Source organism: Anabaena azotica FACHB-119, assembly GCF_014697625.1.
Lineage (GTDB): Bacteria > Cyanobacteriota > Cyanobacteriia > Cyanobacteriales > Nostocaceae > Trichormus > Trichormus azoticus_A.
In genome coordinates this window covers 25375-40912 of record NZ_JACJSG010000051.1, presented here as the reverse complement: position 1 = coordinate 40912, position 15538 = coordinate 25375, and the positions used below count along the sequence as shown (strand labels likewise).

Below are 15538 nucleotides of genomic sequence, written 5' to 3'. Positions count from 1 at the left end.
GAGATTTTGCCCTCTCTCCAAACCTCTCACGCCAGTTGCTACAACGGGGGGAACCCCCCTCCGGGTTCGGCAGTCCACCCGGCGGCAGAGCCGCACGTGTGGCTGCACTCACCGCAACGCACTGGCTCCCCCACGGGGGGAGAGGCTTTGAAACAAACGAGTTTTTTTCTCTGATTGTATGAAACCCCCCTGCTATGCCCCTATTTTTAGCCCAGGTCGAACAGTAACAATTCTGTACCGATTTCAGTGCTAATTTGTAGTTGTTCTTCACCGTTGATTTGTACACCATCGCCTGCTCTTAATTGTTCACCATTTAAGGTGGCGACACCTTGGGCGATTTGTAACCAAGCATAGCGATCGCCTTTCAAGCGATAATTAACCACATCACCCGGTTGCAAAACAGAGGCGTAGATATCAACATCTTGGTGAATAGTCACCGCACCATCACGCCCGTCCTTAGCCGCAACTAGCCGCAGTTGACCAAGTTTTTCTGCTGGGGTGAAAGCTTTCTGTTCATACCTTGGCGCTAATCCTTTTTCATCGGGTAAAATCCAGATTTGCAATAAATGCAGTGGTTCTGTGCTGGAGTGGTTAAATTCACTATGCTGAATTCCTGTACCAGCACTCATAATTTGCACATCACCGGGACGAATTACAGAACCTGTACCCAAGCTGTCTTTATGTTCTACTGCACCAGAGAGGACATAAGTGAGAATTTCCATGTCACGATGTCCATGAGTGGGAAATCCCGCACCTGGTGCAATGCGATCGTCGTTAATTACTCGGAGACTGCGAAATCCCATCCGGTTAGGATCGTAAAAACTGCTAAAAGAAAATGTGTGGTAACTATCAAGCCAACCAGTTTGGCTACGACCGCGTGCATTTCTATCATGAATTAGATAGTTAATTGTATTTTGAGACATTAGTCAACTCCTTGTTAATTGGTAATTCTTAATTCGTAATTAAGAAAGGATAGGAATCAAATTTAATTTTGGCTAAAATTAACTACTATTAGGCTGGGCAATGCAGCGTCAAAGCAATGATATGGTTGTTACTGTTATCCCTACATTCAATTTGCCCGACTGATATTAATCAAGCGTAAAAAATCATTACCATTGCTCAAAAATGCTTGATTAATTTTTTAATTACGAATTAATTTCTCATATATAAATAGTAAAGTATAGCCAGATAAAATGAAAAGTACGCACTAAAAAGTGGCGTACTTACTAAAAAGATACTATTAAGTTGCAAAAATAGAGATTCCCAAAAAAAGTTTATCTAACAGTTGCTGGCTGTTGAGTTTTATTACCAAATGAACCATTTCCGTTTGTGACTGCGGCTGCTTGTAGATGCGCGTCTAGGAACCAGAGTCGCTTGTCGATAGTGCGAGAGATTTCAGTATAAAGGTCTGCGGTATCAGCATCACCTAAATCATCTGTTTTGGCGATCGCTTCCCGCAAGTGCTTGGCGTAAGGTGCAAAGCGATCTGCTAGCGCTGCTACATACTCCCTACCATCCAAAATATCAAAGGGAAACTCAGGCAGAATAGAATTTTGAGCGGCGGCGCGTGCTGTTCCCACAGCGTAACCACCCAAAGCAGTTACCCTTTCTGCAACCAGGTCAATAAACTCTTCTAACTCCCCAGCTAGTTCGTCAAACAATTCGTGCAATTGATAAAAATCAGTACCCTTAACATTCCAGTGGGCTTGTTTTGCTTGAGTTTTCAAGTCCAAACTAGCTGCTAAAGTTTGGTTGAGGATACGAACAATTTGCACCCTTGTTTCAGCAGGAATATCGATGCGGGTGGGATAGAGACGTGATGACAGAGTATTATCACTCATGATTCTACCTAATGGCTTGTACGAATTAACTCTCTAGATAGTAGGATTAAGTGCCACTTGTGCGTAACTCTCCAACGGTAGATTGCTTAAATTTCCCACATAAATGCCAACGATGGATGGCAAAAATATCTTAACGCGCTATATTAGAGCTGTTTTTCGTTGAAATTAGGGATTAGTCAGTTATCAGTTGACAGTAGTCAGTGATGATGAATATTTTCTCCCCTGCTCCCCTGCTCCCCTGCTCCCACATCTCCCCCACCTCCCCCACACCCCACACCCCAATTAAATCTTCACCTGTTCCCTGTAGACTCTGGGCGTAATCCCTGTAAGTTTACGAAATACATTTGTGAAATGACTCTGACTTTGAAAGCCAACTAGGGAGCCAATTTGCTCTATGGTTTGGTTTGTTTGACTTAGTAGCTTTTTCGCCCGGTCAATTCGGCAATTCATCACATACTGATGGGGTGCTAAACCAGTTGACTGTTTAAATTGGCGCGAAAAATAATACATACTCATTCCCACAGTCGCAGAAATATCTACTAAGCTCAAATCTTTGTCGAGATTTTCATGAATGTAGGAAATTGCTTGTTTGAGCTTCCAGTGCGATAGTCCTTTATGCTCATGATTGTCAAATTTAGCGTTGCTTGTTACACAATAGTACTTAAGTAAATGGATACACAGCGTGGTCGTTAGAGATTCAACATAAATCTTACTAGCCTGATCATTAGATTCTAGTTCTGTTTGCAAGGCTAATCCAATCTGTTGAATCAAGGGATCTGGTGCTGCATAACGCGGTTTGATTTGAATTTTCTCTAAATTTCCGGCTTCTATCGCCATACGTGTAAAAAAAGCTGGTTCCATACTGAGGACGAGAAATTTTGCCTCTGATTGCCAGCGTGATATATGATAAGTATAAGCAGGAATAATGGCTACATCTCCGTTAGCTATATTCTCTTGCTGCAAACGTCCATCAATTATTCGCTCTGATTGCACTATTTGCGGTTCTAGGCTAACGGTAACAACGTGTTGCTGCGGGCTATGTTCTGGAGTTTCATGGGCAGGTTGTTGATGAACATCTAATCGCACACCTTCCCATCGCTCATGATAACTAGATACCAGAGGCGATCGCGGGAGAATTTCTAAACAGGCATCTTCTTGAGTAAAATCAACAGTGACGATTTTCTCTTGCAACATCATTCTCATCCCAAAATTTTGGGTTTTGCTGTAACAATATATTCAGTATTTCAGACAGCCTAGTTGATTTTTTGACAAACTAAATCTGATACAACTTGAGTTAGTAAGTCTAATTTGTAATTTCACTGAAATTTTCTGAACACATACTATATTAAAATAGTTTGTATACTTAATATCTGCATAAATTATAGAAATGTAGCATTTGCCAGATAGATTAAAATAGAGGTAAATTCCCCAATCGTTACCTGAAAAGGCTCTTGAGTTCGTTACCTTTCCCCTGCCAAATACCAGCTTATGAGTTCGATAAATTACTACGTTATCTATGATGGTAATTGTAATCTCTGCGTTTCTCTAGTACAATTACTGGAAACCTTAGACCAAGGCAAGATTTTTCGTTACTTCCCCATGCAAGATGAGCAAGCGATCGCTCAATGGGAAATCACACCCCAAGGTTGTGAGCTAGGGATGATTTTAATCGATGCCAATGATCCGCAACGACGTTGGCAAGGCAGTGATGCAGCCGAAGAAATCGGTCGTTTATTGCCATTGGGGACTATTTTCGTAGACGCTTATCGAGCTTTACCGGGTGTAAAATGGGTAGGCGATCGCATTTACGCCCAAATCCGCGATCATCGTTACACCCTGTTTGGTAAGCGCTCTTGCACTTATCAATCACCCTATGGTAGTGCCAGCTAAGGCAAGTTAACTATTGATTTCTAAAAAATCTCAGTAGTTGTAGGGTGGGCATTGCCCACCATCATACCGTAGTGTTAACTATCAACTGTCAACACCAAAAAATTCGCTTATTACTAATTACTGCTTAACAGCAGTCAAATTTCCCACCAGCCGATTACGGATAGCCATGAGTTGCTCTTGGTTATTAATTGGACATCTTGGCCCTGGTAACTCGGTATTAGGCCAACCCGGTAAATTAACACAAGGACATGATACCGGAGGCATACCCATATTTCGTAGGGGTACTGGCATAGAACAACGACTGCAATCTACCATGTCCCATGCTGGTGTTAACAGTTCGGCAATAGTTTCTTCCGTGCCGTCTAGATAAGAATCACCAGATGATGATAGAATCCTTTGCCAACAGTCTTCAAATGCTTGACTATAGCGATCGCCTTGGAATACAGGTTGAGGCAACAAGCGTGTTTCCTCACTACCGATCACTACTTTCTTACCTAACTGAAACCAGTAGGCTAGATATCTTTTAACTTCTTCTTTGGTTGCCATACCATGATCTTACAATCGGTACTCAGGAAATCTGTATACCTAACAGATTAATTTTCTATTAAAAATTGGTCTGACTTTGCACCTCAGCATAATAATCAAGCTCTCTTAATATTTCTCAATTAGTGCTTAACTATTCGTAATTTGCTGAGTCTGGTAATTTTGTGCCAATTGTGCTGAGATTGAGGGCATAACCACCAGTAACTAAATAGACAGTTTCACAAATCGCCCCTAATTGCCGGACTAGAGAACCCAGGCGATCGCGAAATGTGCGTCCTAAAGGATATGCTGGAACTACACCCCAACCTGTTTCTTCCGCAACAAACAGCATATCAGCAGCAACTAGCTGGACTGTAACTAAAAATTCTGCCACAGTATTCGCCCAACTCACCTCATCCTCTTCTAAAAGATTAGCCACCCAAGTTCCCAAAGAATCTACTAAAACACAACTGCTTGGCTTGGTATCTGCCAGAGTTGCGGATAATGTAGTTGGTACTTCTAAAGTTACCCAATCTTGAGGACGGCGATTTTGATGTTGTTGAATGCGTTCTTGCCATTCGGCATCATCAGGGATAGTAGTTGCTGTAGCGACGTAAATAACAGTTTTCCCTGATTGTATTGCTAAAGTTTCCGCCCATTCACTTTTCCCTGATCTGGCAGGCCCCGTAATTAAAATCGTTTTTCCCAAAGCCGGTTCCTCAATTGATTGCGCTTTGTTTGACAGTTGACAGTTATCAGTTGTCAGTTATCAGTTATCAGTTATCAGTTATCAGTTGTCAGTGATGATGAATATTTTCTCCCCTGCTCCCCTGCTCCCCTGCTGGGTTCCCCTCCTGGGAGGGGCTAGGGGTGGGTTGCTCCTCTGCTCCTCTGCTCCCCTGCTCCTTTCCCCTCCTGGGAGGGGTTAGGGGCTCTTAAGGGCAGGTTTTTCATAAAGTAATCAGTGAGGACTATAAGATTCAGGAAATTATCAGACTTTCATCTACCCCTACACCCCTACACCCTTATACCCTTACACCCTAAAATCAGTGTTTTTGGGTCGAAGTGTAAAAAACCTGCCCTTGAAAGGGGGTTAGGGGTGGGTTGCTCCCCTGCTCCCCAACCATGAAAATTTAATGACAATAAATAACTTTTAAGAGATAAAATTATCACCAGCATTATTTATGCCAAAATTGGCACAAGCTAAAAAATCTTAACACCCCCATTCCGAATTATTAAACAGTTTTGGGGAACGTAGATTTCAGGGTAAATATATGAAAGCAGGCATAAAACGCATTGAGGCAACATTACATGATTTGGGTACAAGGGACATTGCTGCAACAGAAGTAAGTAATCCCAAAAAACGCCCCTTATCTTTTAGAATCAGTGTTACAGCCAAAGAGGCGGCAGAAAGTGAGAGCAAAAGCCCAGAACAGACACAAGCCTTGGGTATAGACAATCACAATCAGCCTGCTGCGGAACAAGATTTTTTTCCTCACCACAGTTCTGTACAAACTTTTCCCGCACAAGAGGGATTAGGCAAAACACCAAGCCTGCCAAAATTTAAAACACCTACATTCAGTAATCATCGTCACGGCGCAAATCCAGCGCTGGCGATGAATGTATTGCAAGAAATTCAAGAACAAGTAGCAGGCTGGCAGCAAGAACTGCACAATATATTACAACAAATCCAAGATATTTACTTAGAAGGGCCAATTGTCAATGGTTGGTTAGAATCTAATCCTAGCGAACCAGAAACCAGTGGTAAGGCAACATTACGCCATGCGGAAGTAGATCGCCTGATGAATTTTGTAGAAGAAATTTGTGCTAACGATGGGAGAGTAACTGATCAAGCCTACCGTGCTGGTTATCATCTGTGTGGATTGGATAATTCCGGGAAAGTTTGGTCACGTCCTTGTCCACCGGATCAGTTAGTTAGTGTGAGTATGGCGATCGCTCGTTACCAAAAACTCCGTCAATTGTTGGGACGCAAGCAATATCTAGAAACTCGCCTCAGTCAACTAGCCGAAAGCCTTGTAGTTTTACACAGTCACATTCAACAATCTTAAAATTTTAGCACTATTTCCGCAAAAACGCGGATGGTAAGGGAGTGAATGTCAGTATAGATTAAATCTCAGCAGTTATAGCAGGAGGCAAGAAGTAAGAACATGAATATTGCTGGCATTCACGGTTTAAAATTGTGCTTATCTTGGATACGACTGCTATAAATAAAAAATTACAGATTAATTACGAATTACAGGCTATTGACACTCCTCGCTCTAAAGATACGTTCGCGTTAGCGTCCCGGAGGGAGGATTCTTGCTTCATCCGTCCTCTCTAGAAATCTGAATACTAGTATTCAAATTTCTCCGTTTGGATACGTCCACAAGCTCACACGGACTGCCCGACCGCGTTTGAAAAGGTTTTTAATTTCTGTGTTTACTCCCACATTTGTCAGCCACTGCGTTGGACGGGTTTCCCGGCATAAAGCAAGTGGCGGTACAAGATGCGCGGATTTATACTATCAGGGTTCCGGATCAGGAGCAGTCCGCTTGACCTACTTCGTCTTTTATTTGTGCGCTTTACCGCCATTAGTTATACTACCACAAAAGCCGCCCTTCTAGGGCGGCGGCTCTAAACCCAGTTTTTCGGTAAAATCAACATCAATACTTATGCCAGATACTCAAATCTCTGCCATTATCTGTACTCACAATCGGGATACCTATCTAGGTGCGGCGATTGATAGCCTGTTAGTACAAGATTTCGCTGGTGAGTTTGAAGTTGTGGTAGTAGATAACGGCTCAAGCGATCGCACCCGTGAAGTTGTTGAGCAAAGGGCTAGTGATTCACGTTTAAAATATGTATTTGAACCCACCATTGGTTTATCTGTAGCCCGAAATACTGGTGCAAAAATCGCTAGTGCCGAAATTCTGGCTTATTTAGATGATGATGCAGTCGCTAGTAAGCAGTGGTTACAGGTATTGTATGGAGCTTATCAACAAAACCCGCGTTTGGCGATCGCAGGTGGTAAAGTCACCCTCCTCTGGCCTCCAGACATCGAACCACCAACTTGGCTATCATCTGGGTTAGCCGGAAACTTAGGAGCCTATGACTTAGGTAACGAGATGATTTACATCAAGCAACCAGGCTTAACACCAAGAGGCTTGAATTACTCCATCCGCCGCACTTTTCTCCAAGAAATTGGTGGCTTTGATCCTCATCTTGGTCGCATAGGCAAAAACCTTCTATCTAATGAGGAACTACAAATGACAGAACTAGCGCTCAAAGGAGGTTGGCAAGTTGCTTACATACCAGAAGCCTTAGTTGCTCATAACGTCGCGCCAGAACGCCTCAATCGTTCCTGGTTTTTAAATCGGGGATGGTGGCAAGGCATCAGCGAGTGCTATCGTGAACAACTAGCAGGCAAAGCGGGAATTGGTCAATTATCAAGGGGGAGCGAACGGTTAGCGCGTGGCTTGTATAAATCATTGCGATATTTTTCCCATCCAGCAGAGCGTTTTGATAACCTTGTATATGCCTATGGTCAAATAGGTTACTTAAACGCCGTACTTCAAGGTTTGCTGTTTACAGCTAATCATAAAAGTAAGTAGTCAATAGTCCCTTAAAATAAATTATATATGTCATCCAAAATACCAGTTTCTGTACTCATCCCCGCCAAAAATGAAGAGGCAAATTTACCAGCCTGTCTCGATAGCCTCCAGAGAGCAGACGAGATATTTATTGTAGATTCTCAAAGCACCGATAAAAGTATTGAGATTGCCAAAAATTACGGTGTCAACCTAGTACAGTTCCACTTTAATGGACGCTGGCCCAAAAAGAAAAATTGGTCTTTAGATAACCTACCATTTCGCAACGAGTGGGTACTGATTGTAGATTGCGATGAGCGTATTCCCAATGAGTTGTGGGATGAAATTGCACAAGTAATCAAACAACAAGAATATATAGGTTACTATCTCAATCGGCGCGTATTTTTCTTGGGTAAATGGATTCGCTACGGTGGTAAATATCCCGATTGGAACCTGCGATTATTTAAGCATAAATTAGGACGTTACGAAAACTTGAATACCGAAGACGTGCCGAACACTGGCGATAACGAAGTTCATGAACACGTCGTCATGCAGGGCAAAGTCGGGTATCTCAAAAATGATATGCTCCATGAAGATTTCCGTGATATTTACCACTGGCTAGAAAGACACAATCGTTATTCCAATTGGGAAGCCCGCGTTTATTACAACCTAATTACAGGTCAAGATGAAAGTGCTACCATTGGAGCCAATTTATTTGGTGAAGCCGTACAAAGGAAACGCTTTCTCAAAAAAGTCTGGGTACGCCTACCATTTAAGCCCCTTTTAAGGTTTATTCTGTTTTATATCATTCGCTTAGGCTTTCTCGATGGTAGAGCCGGATATATTTATGGAAGGTTATTAAGTCAATACGAATATCAAATTGGCGTTAAACTCTACGAATTACGCAATTGCGGCGGTCAACTCAATACTGCAAATACCGCTAATTCCCTCCCAGCTTCTCTAACTCAAGAAGTGGAAAATTCTACTACCTAGAACTGGGGACTGGGGACTGGGGACTGGGGACTGGGGGAGATGAGGGAGATGAGGGAGATGGGGGAGATGGGGGAGAAGCTTTTCCCCCTTTCCCCCTTCCCCTTCCCCCCTTCCCCTTTCCCCTTTCCCCCTTCCCCTTTCCCCTTTCTATGGACAACTGACCAATGACTAACGACAAAGCTTTTGTAGATTTACGCCAGTATGACCAATCTTGGTTTAATCGGGGGCGTTCGGCTTGGTATATTTTGTTATGGTGGTTGGTGCAGGCGATCGCTTTTCCACTCACTCCCCATCCTTTTAGTAACATCCGGTGTTGGATACTACGTCTGTTTGGGGCGCGAATTGGTAAGGGCGTGGTTGTCCGTCCCACCGCCCGTTTCACATTCCCTTGGAAGGTTACTATTGGAGATTACAGTTGGATTGGCGATGATGTAGTTCTCTATAGCTTAGATGAAATTCACATCGGTCAGCACTGCGTAGTTTCACAGAAAAGTTATTTGTGTACTGGTAGCCATGATATCCAAGACCCAGCATTTGGCTTAAAGATAGCAGGTATTACCATTGGCAACGGTGCTTGGGTAGCCACAGATTGTTTTATCGCCCCAGGGGTGCAAATCGGAGCTAATGCCGTAATTGGCGCTCGTAGCAGCGTTTTTACCAATATGCCCGCCGGACAAGTCTGCTGGGGTAGCCCCTGTCGTCCGCAACATCCCAGGTTGACAGTTGACAGTTGACAGTTATCAGTTATCAGTTATCAGTTGTCAGTTGTGAGGTTATTTCCACTGTCCACTGTCCACTGTCCACTGTCTACTGACAACTGACACACCCAGTCTCCAACTAAGGTTTAGCTGAAATCACAGGTTTAGCTATAATGTCATCCAAACTGATGCTTGTGAGTAAGTTACGCCATTTGTTTTCAATTGCTGCATTTTGCGGATTTTTCTGGCGGAGTTGAAACAGAATTTCAGCAGCATCGAACCAAATGCCATTTGCGGCGTAGATTTCCAATTTCTCTAATGGTGAGCCTGTTTCTAGTTGCTGGATAGTTGCGGGTTCTAGTTGGACTCGTTTAATCACGCCTTCAACATAGATGGGGGGTGATGGGTTTTTTTGGTCACACTCTACGGTAAAAAACCATCGGTATTGCTGATCTACTGCTAAAGCAGCAGCATCAGGCGGAAGTGAAACGCTGATGATTCCTGGCTTTTCCGGGAGAGCGATCGCTTTTTGGTAAATATTATTGCCCTCCTTGTCTTGCAACAGAAATTCCGTTGGATAGCCAGCATTTTTAGAGTACGGCACATAAAACAAAAATGTGGGATGTGCCTGTGTTGTAAATCCCCAAACATCAGTTTCGGTAGGAGCAGTTTGAGTAAATGGTACTAAAGCCGTCAATTGAGTTTCCACCAATTGACATGGGCCGCGTTTAGCACCACCGCGAACACGACCGCCTGGACGACCTTCTGAACTTGGTAGAGGTGGTTGAGCAAAGCTGTTTTGTTTATTACGAGCGGTTACATTATTATTACTGAAGTTACGCGGGTTAGCAGAATTAACATTAGGTGTATTTGCTAATACCCAAGACTGCCCGGCTAAGAGGCTGGTGTAGCCAAAAGTTAAGGCAAGTAATATTTTGATAGGTTTTAAAGTAGACATAGTAAGAATTAGTCAGTTGTCAATTGTCAGTTGTTAGTTGTCATTAGTCAAAAGTTATTTTCCTGTGTTTCCCTACACCCTTACACCTGTGTGTTATAAAGTTCTGATGCCTGCGGCAACGCCCCAAGCTAGCGCTCAGACTTTGCACTATACCCGTACACCCTCTTCCCTATCACCTGTCTCCTGTCCCCTATTCTGAATTGATACTACAGTAACAGTTGACACCAAAGATAAGGCTGATGGTACAAAGGGAACCCAAAAGCCCCAAACTAATAGGCTCAGACAGGATAAATACAAAACACTAGAACTAACACCAACTACTAATGCTACTGCCGATTTGGAGAATAAACGCCATCGCCAAGCTAACAAGCCTCCCAACCCAGCCCAAACCCCAATCCAGATAATTTCTAACCCAGGTGTCCAAACCCTTAACAACGGGCGTTTATCTAGAACCGCACTAATGATTTGGCTAACCATGTGGGCTTGTACCATCACTCCAGGCATTTGATCCTGTAAACGACTACCATAGGGTGTACTCCAAAAGTCACCGGGGTCAGTGTCTCTAACTGTTACACCAATCAGCACAATTTTGTCTGTAATAGCGTTGGCATCGATGGAGTTGGATAAAATTTGCCTGAGTGTCACCTCTTCCGCGATTTTTGCAGAGGCACGATAATTTAGTAAGATTTGACCGCCATTTGCATCGATACCTTGATAGCCTCCCGCACGAGATGAAAGGCGATGAAGAATAGTATTACCTAATTGCAAGTCCTTCGTTGACTGTTCGTTAGTGAATTTTGATTCAATCCCTAAAGACGACAGATAGCGAAATGCTAATTGAGTACTAAAGGCATAGGGAGCAGAACATAAGGACGCAGTTTCCTGGTTCATGAACAGAAGATGTCGCCGCACTACATTATCGTTATCATGAACAAAGTCACTAAATCCCTGGCGTTCTTTAGGGATTTCTGGAGGTGGTTTAATGCCTTTAATATTGGTAGTTGTATCGCTGCCTTTACATACCCCAATTAAATTCTCAGTCTGTTGTAATTTCACGACTAAATCTGATTGTTCTGCCGGGAAATCACGGTAGATATCCAAACCTATAGCTTTAGGTTGGTACTGATTTAATTTTGCTAGCAATTGATTGAGAGATTTATCGGAAATGGAAACTCCTTTCAATGGTTTGCCATTATCTGTTTGATCTGCTAAGTCTTCATTATTAATTGTGACGATAAGTATTCGGGGATCGGGGCTTTCTTCGGGGCGCGATCGCATCATCTGATCATACGCTTGTAGTTCTGCCGCTTGTAACAATCCCAAAAACCTTAACCCACATACCACAGCCGTCACCAGCAAACTCGACAATGCTACTTTCTTTAACCCGCATTTCTGCTCAACTGCTGGAACATGATTAATTACAGGTTGTGTTAGAGGTTCTGTCAGTTCATCCCAAGTGAGGGGTATCTGCGCGGGATTTTGACAAATTACTGGGAGCCAAGTTGCACAGGGAAATCTATCTTCTAAACCTTGCAAGCGTTCCCTTGCTTGTCGCACTGCTTGGTATAAAGATTCACCACTTGCAAAGCTTTGAATAAAATATTTTAAAAATTCTTGGGCGACCTGATCGGGAACAGGTTCGCGCATGACAATGATTTGGGGAATGTTTAAATCAGCTAGTTCTTTTGCTAGTCCCAAGCCATCGCAGGAGTTGAAAATCGCTAACTGTAAACCTCTTTCTATAGCTTGTTTGAGGGCATACTTTAATTCACTGATGCTGAGGCTATCAGTTTTATTGAGGTAGATTCTACCTATACCATCATGCCCCTGACTGGAACTGTGTCCAGCGAAAAATAAAATATCCCAGTTTTTGCCCCAAAGAGAATCTGTTAATTCTTTCCGTTGTGGTTCTACTAAAAAACTGACATCAGCATTGGTAAAATTTTGCAGCATTGCTTGGTCAGCTTGGGTATTAATTCCCTGACTATTACCAACGATCGCCAAAATGTTAACAGTGGGGTTAGGGGCGCGTCGCTTATGAATTAGCTCGTAACTTGGTGATGAGAGTGCAACTTCTGCCTTGGGATAGCGTTCTAGTAAATCCCAGGCTTGCCAAGGTAATTTTTGTAAGTAGCTATTTTCTGATTGTAAAATTACGCGAATTTCATCTGATGGCTGTAATTTTTCTAACCATTTTTCTCTTAATGTCCGAAACTCCTGTGCTTGTAACCAATTATTAAAACGCAGCCGCAAAATATGGGCTAGTTCGTGACAATCTTGAGTAATGGATACATTTGTGACTTGGATTTTATCAGCATCTAGGCGATAACCATTACCAAGCTGTAAATAGGTGGACTGCCAACGGGTGTAGTAAAGCAGTATTTCGGGACATGGTGGGAGCTTACCTGTGAGTTCTACTGAAGGGCGATCGCTTTCTTCACCAATCTGAAGAGTCACATTAAACCCCTGCTCAAAACTACCATCCCCAAATTTTAGCACCACCAACTTCGCCATGACCGTCGCTCCGCTACGCTTCCCAATCACTGGAGTTCTGAGTCACCCAGACTTCTCTAAAAATACAAGATTCCAGCAACTTTGGCTTAAATTTTATACATCTCGTAATTTAATTGCCCACTGCCATGCACTCATTACCAATTACATAGTCAAAATCTAGATACCTTAAATTACAAAGTTCTCCGTAATACTCATATCATCCAATGATACCTGAACGCTAAATTGTTCTTCAAGTTCTCCACGGAATTGTAACTGAAGATAGTTGTCAGCGCTTCTAGCTTGAGCTTCTAGGAATATAGCTCCAGATGTGTCTAGTACCTTAAGTTCTACCCCTGCTGGTAGATAAAGTTGCTCTCCTGTAGAGTGTAGTTGCAGGCGGACACTGGTTTGCCCATTAGCTTCAGGAGCAATTTCCACAATCAACATTACTGGTTGATTGACTATTTGTATACCTAAATCAATTAATTTTGCCCTTCTAGTCACTGCTTCTTTGAGATTAAAAACTGCATCTGGAGTACTTACCGGACTACGGAAAGCATAAGCAGGTCTGGCTTCCAGTGAGTTCAACAAATCTTCTAGAGTTTGCCAACCTGCTTGACATTGACCGATAAACCATTGACTTAAATTCACCAAAGCATCAACGGGAGAAGTTCTCAGTTGCTCTAGGCGATCAATCAATGCTTCTATAGGTTGTAGTTGATTTAAAGGTATTGTTTCGGTTGTAACGTTTTTAATAAAACCAAGTAATTTAGCTTCTGTATTAGTTTCATCAACTTGCACAATTACATAACCTACTCTTTCCTCCCAAGTTTCTGGGGGAACAGCACATACTTGTTCATGTAATTGTACTGGACGGCACTCCAAACGACCAACTGATGGGACTACTAAATCAGCCACATCCGTACAAAGCTGCATAATTGGATTCCAACTGTCACTAGCTATTAAATCAGTCGGTACTTCCATCATCTGTAAATAGTCATTCACGACCGATACAGCCAAAGTATTGAGCCTGACTTGCTCTGCTTTTTTAAGGTTAGGCTGATTTTTGGCAAACTGCTGGGCATTAGTACGAGCTGCTTGAGAAATCGGTAAGGTAATGGTAAAGTCTTCAAGCTTGTTGGTAATGTTAGTCATAATTTAATCCCAAGTTAATCAATGCTGCTATTAACATATCGCCAGCATTCACTAAATTTATGCCACAGAATTATAAATTTTCCGCTAAAATTTCGGGACTGGGGATCGCTGGGGTTGTATCTATACGCCCGGATTTAGCTGTATTAATAGCCAAGTTAAATAAGTACCAAAAGGCCCCCACAGGGCGTAGGGAAGAAATAACCAAGAAGCTTTGGACGAAATCGGCTTGACTAAAAACGCCAAAATATAAACTAGTATTGTTGCCAAACCACCGATAATCATTCCCCCGGTCAAACTCCGCAGTTCTACAACAATGGGACTATATGCAGAGGTGGAGATAGCAATTGCTGCATAAATAACCATCAAATACCAAGGACGCAGACCTTGTTTGCTCCTTTTTTCCCAAACAATAATGGCTGACATGGTTGTGCAAGCCCAAATGAATGTCCAAATAAAGGGAATGAGAAATTCAAATGTCAGCCATTGAGGACGTTGCAAGTTCTGAAACCAAGGGTCGCGCAGTGATGTAAACAGGCTACCACCAAAAAACAGTGCAGCTGAAACTGCTGTGATGATCCATCTAGCTTTCACAAGGCTTTCTCGTAGTATTGTGCCATTTTGAGTTTAGACAATTATTAGCGATCGCTGCACCTAGCATAGGGAGATGAGGGAGATGAGGGAGATGAGGGAGTAACCCACCCCTAACCCCTCCCAGGAGGGGAATAGGGAGATGAGGGAGTAGGGGGAGCCAGACAGAATGACTAATGACTAATGACTATTGACTAATGACTATTGATTATTGACTAATGACTATTGACTATTGACTAATGACTTCCAATCTTGATACAAAATGCTTGCGTATATCGACGCAGTTATGTCAGGATAAGTCTGCATGAGCCAATCAAAGTACATTTTATGATACAAAAATGGACAGTTAGCGTAATGCTAATGGCAACTTTGGGTAATTTAGGCTGGTTGTTGAGTGCTAAAGCTAGTTTTAATAGCAAGCTGACTGTGGAAATTGAGGGATTAAAAAACAAACAAGGACAGGTCTGTGCCAGTATTTTTAGTAGTAGCCAAGGATTCCCAAGTGACCGTAAACGGGTATTACAAAGGCAGTGTACTCAGATTAGCGAAACGCCCTTAATACTTACTTTTGACAATTTAAAAGCTGGTAGTTACGCTGTAGCGGCAATTCAAGACCTGAATGGTGATGGTACTCTCAATCGCAATAGTTTAGGAATGCCTGTTGAACCTTTTGGATTTTCTCGTAACCCGACAGTTAGTAACAGCGCTCCCAAGTTTGGGGATGCAGCTTTTATATTGGCAGGCCCTAACACCGTTATTCAAATCCAGATGAAAAAAATGTAATTTGCTCCTCTGCTCCCCTACTCCCCTTTT

The 15538-nt window shown here is 42.7% G+C and carries 15 protein-coding genes; 6 read left to right on the top strand and 9 right to left on the bottom strand.

Annotation, left to right across the window (positions count from 1 at the left end; translation table 11 throughout):
* Nucleotides 1-206 precede the first annotated feature (206 nt).
* From H6G83_RS28215 to H6G83_RS28205, 3 genes are all read right to left on the bottom strand, one after another.
* Nucleotides 207-923, bottom strand: coding sequence for a pirin family protein (locus H6G83_RS28215; RefSeq protein WP_190478235.1), 717 nt, complete (start codon nucleotides 921-923; stop codon nucleotides 207-209).
* A gap of 351 nt (nucleotides 924-1274) precedes the next feature.
* Nucleotides 1275-1841, bottom strand: coding sequence for a DNA starvation/stationary phase protection protein Dps (gene dps, locus H6G83_RS28210; RefSeq protein WP_190478233.1), 567 nt, complete (start codon nucleotides 1839-1841; stop codon nucleotides 1275-1277).
* Nucleotides 1842-2123: 282 nt separating this feature from the next.
* Nucleotides 2124-3044 carry a helix-turn-helix domain-containing protein gene (locus H6G83_RS28205; RefSeq protein WP_390822984.1) on the bottom strand — a complete coding sequence of 307 codons (921 nt, stop codon included), beginning with the start codon at nucleotides 3042-3044 and terminating at the stop codon, nucleotides 2124-2126.
* Between the two features lie 294 nt (nucleotides 3045-3338).
* On the opposite strand from H6G83_RS28205, the gene H6G83_RS28200 reads away from it, so the two are divergent.
* The gene (locus H6G83_RS28200) at nucleotides 3339-3731 is read left to right on the top strand and encodes a thiol-disulfide oxidoreductase DCC family protein (RefSeq protein WP_190478259.1); all 393 of its coding nucleotides are present in this window, start codon (nucleotides 3339-3341) and stop codon (nucleotides 3729-3731) included.
* Between the two features lie 117 nt (nucleotides 3732-3848).
* On the opposite strand, the gene H6G83_RS28195 is transcribed toward H6G83_RS28200, so the two are convergent.
* Together H6G83_RS28195 and cobU are read right to left on the bottom strand one after the other, a co-directional pair.
* The gene (locus H6G83_RS28195) at nucleotides 3849-4277 is read right to left on the bottom strand and encodes a hypothetical protein (protein ID WP_190478231.1); all 429 of its coding nucleotides are present in this window, start codon (nucleotides 4275-4277) and stop codon (nucleotides 3849-3851) included.
* Nucleotides 4278-4407: 130 nt separating this feature from the next.
* Nucleotides 4408-4962 carry a bifunctional adenosylcobinamide kinase/adenosylcobinamide-phosphate guanylyltransferase gene (gene cobU / locus H6G83_RS28190; RefSeq protein ID WP_190478229.1) on the bottom strand — a complete coding sequence of 185 codons (555 nt, stop codon included), beginning with the start codon at nucleotides 4960-4962 and terminating at the stop codon, nucleotides 4408-4410.
* Nucleotides 4963-5527: 565 nt separating this feature from the next.
* Between cobU and H6G83_RS28185 the strand changes: the two genes are divergently transcribed.
* The 4 genes from H6G83_RS28185 (at nucleotide 5528) to hpsU (ending at nucleotide 9567) form a co-directional block, all read left to right on the top strand.
* On the top strand, nucleotides 5528-6322 hold the full coding sequence (locus H6G83_RS28185; protein ID WP_190478227.1) for a hypothetical protein: 795 nt from the start codon (nucleotides 5528-5530) through the stop codon (nucleotides 6320-6322).
* A gap of 603 nt (nucleotides 6323-6925) precedes the next feature.
* The gene (locus H6G83_RS28180; RefSeq protein WP_190478225.1) at nucleotides 6926-7864 is read left to right on the top strand and encodes a glycosyltransferase; all 939 of its coding nucleotides are present in this window, start codon (nucleotides 6926-6928) and stop codon (nucleotides 7862-7864) included.
* Between the two features lie 27 nt (nucleotides 7865-7891).
* Nucleotides 7892-8833, top strand: a complete 942-nt coding sequence (locus tag H6G83_RS28175; protein ID WP_190478222.1) for a glycosyltransferase family 2 protein — start codon at nucleotides 7892-7894, stop codon at nucleotides 8831-8833.
* Nucleotides 8834-8997: 164 nt separating this feature from the next.
* A complete protein-coding gene (gene hpsU, locus H6G83_RS28170; RefSeq protein ID WP_190478220.1) occupies nucleotides 8998-9567 on the top strand; it encodes a hormogonium polysaccharide biosynthesis acetyltransferase HpsU in 570 nt (189 codons plus the stop codon).
* A gap of 103 nt (nucleotides 9568-9670) precedes the next feature.
* On the opposite strand, the gene H6G83_RS28165 is transcribed toward hpsU, so the two are convergent.
* From H6G83_RS28165 to H6G83_RS28150, 4 genes are all read right to left on the bottom strand, one after another.
* On the bottom strand, nucleotides 9671-10489 hold the full coding sequence (locus H6G83_RS28165; RefSeq protein WP_190478218.1) for a DUF928 domain-containing protein: 819 nt from the start codon (nucleotides 10487-10489) through the stop codon (nucleotides 9671-9673).
* Between the two features lie 147 nt (nucleotides 10490-10636).
* Nucleotides 10637-13003 (bottom strand): CHASE2 domain-containing protein, encoded by a 2367-nt coding sequence (locus H6G83_RS28160; protein WP_190478216.1) that lies wholly within the window; start codon nucleotides 13001-13003, stop codon nucleotides 10637-10639.
* 165 nt (nucleotides 13004-13168) lie between these two features.
* Nucleotides 13169-14137 carry a DUF1822 family protein gene (locus H6G83_RS28155; protein ID WP_190478214.1) on the bottom strand — a complete coding sequence of 323 codons (969 nt, stop codon included), beginning with the start codon at nucleotides 14135-14137 and terminating at the stop codon, nucleotides 13169-13171.
* A 120-nt stretch (nucleotides 14138-14257) separates the two neighbouring features.
* A complete protein-coding gene (locus tag H6G83_RS28150) occupies nucleotides 14258-14728 on the bottom strand; it encodes a TspO/MBR family protein (protein WP_190478212.1) in 471 nt (156 codons plus the stop codon).
* 324 nt (nucleotides 14729-15052) lie between these two features.
* On the opposite strand from H6G83_RS28150, the gene H6G83_RS28145 reads away from it, so the two are divergent.
* Complete coding sequence (locus H6G83_RS28145; protein ID WP_190478210.1) at nucleotides 15053-15508, top strand: DUF2141 domain-containing protein; 456 nt, start codon at nucleotides 15053-15055, stop codon at nucleotides 15506-15508.
* The last annotated feature ends 30 nt before the right edge of the window (nucleotides 15509-15538 follow it).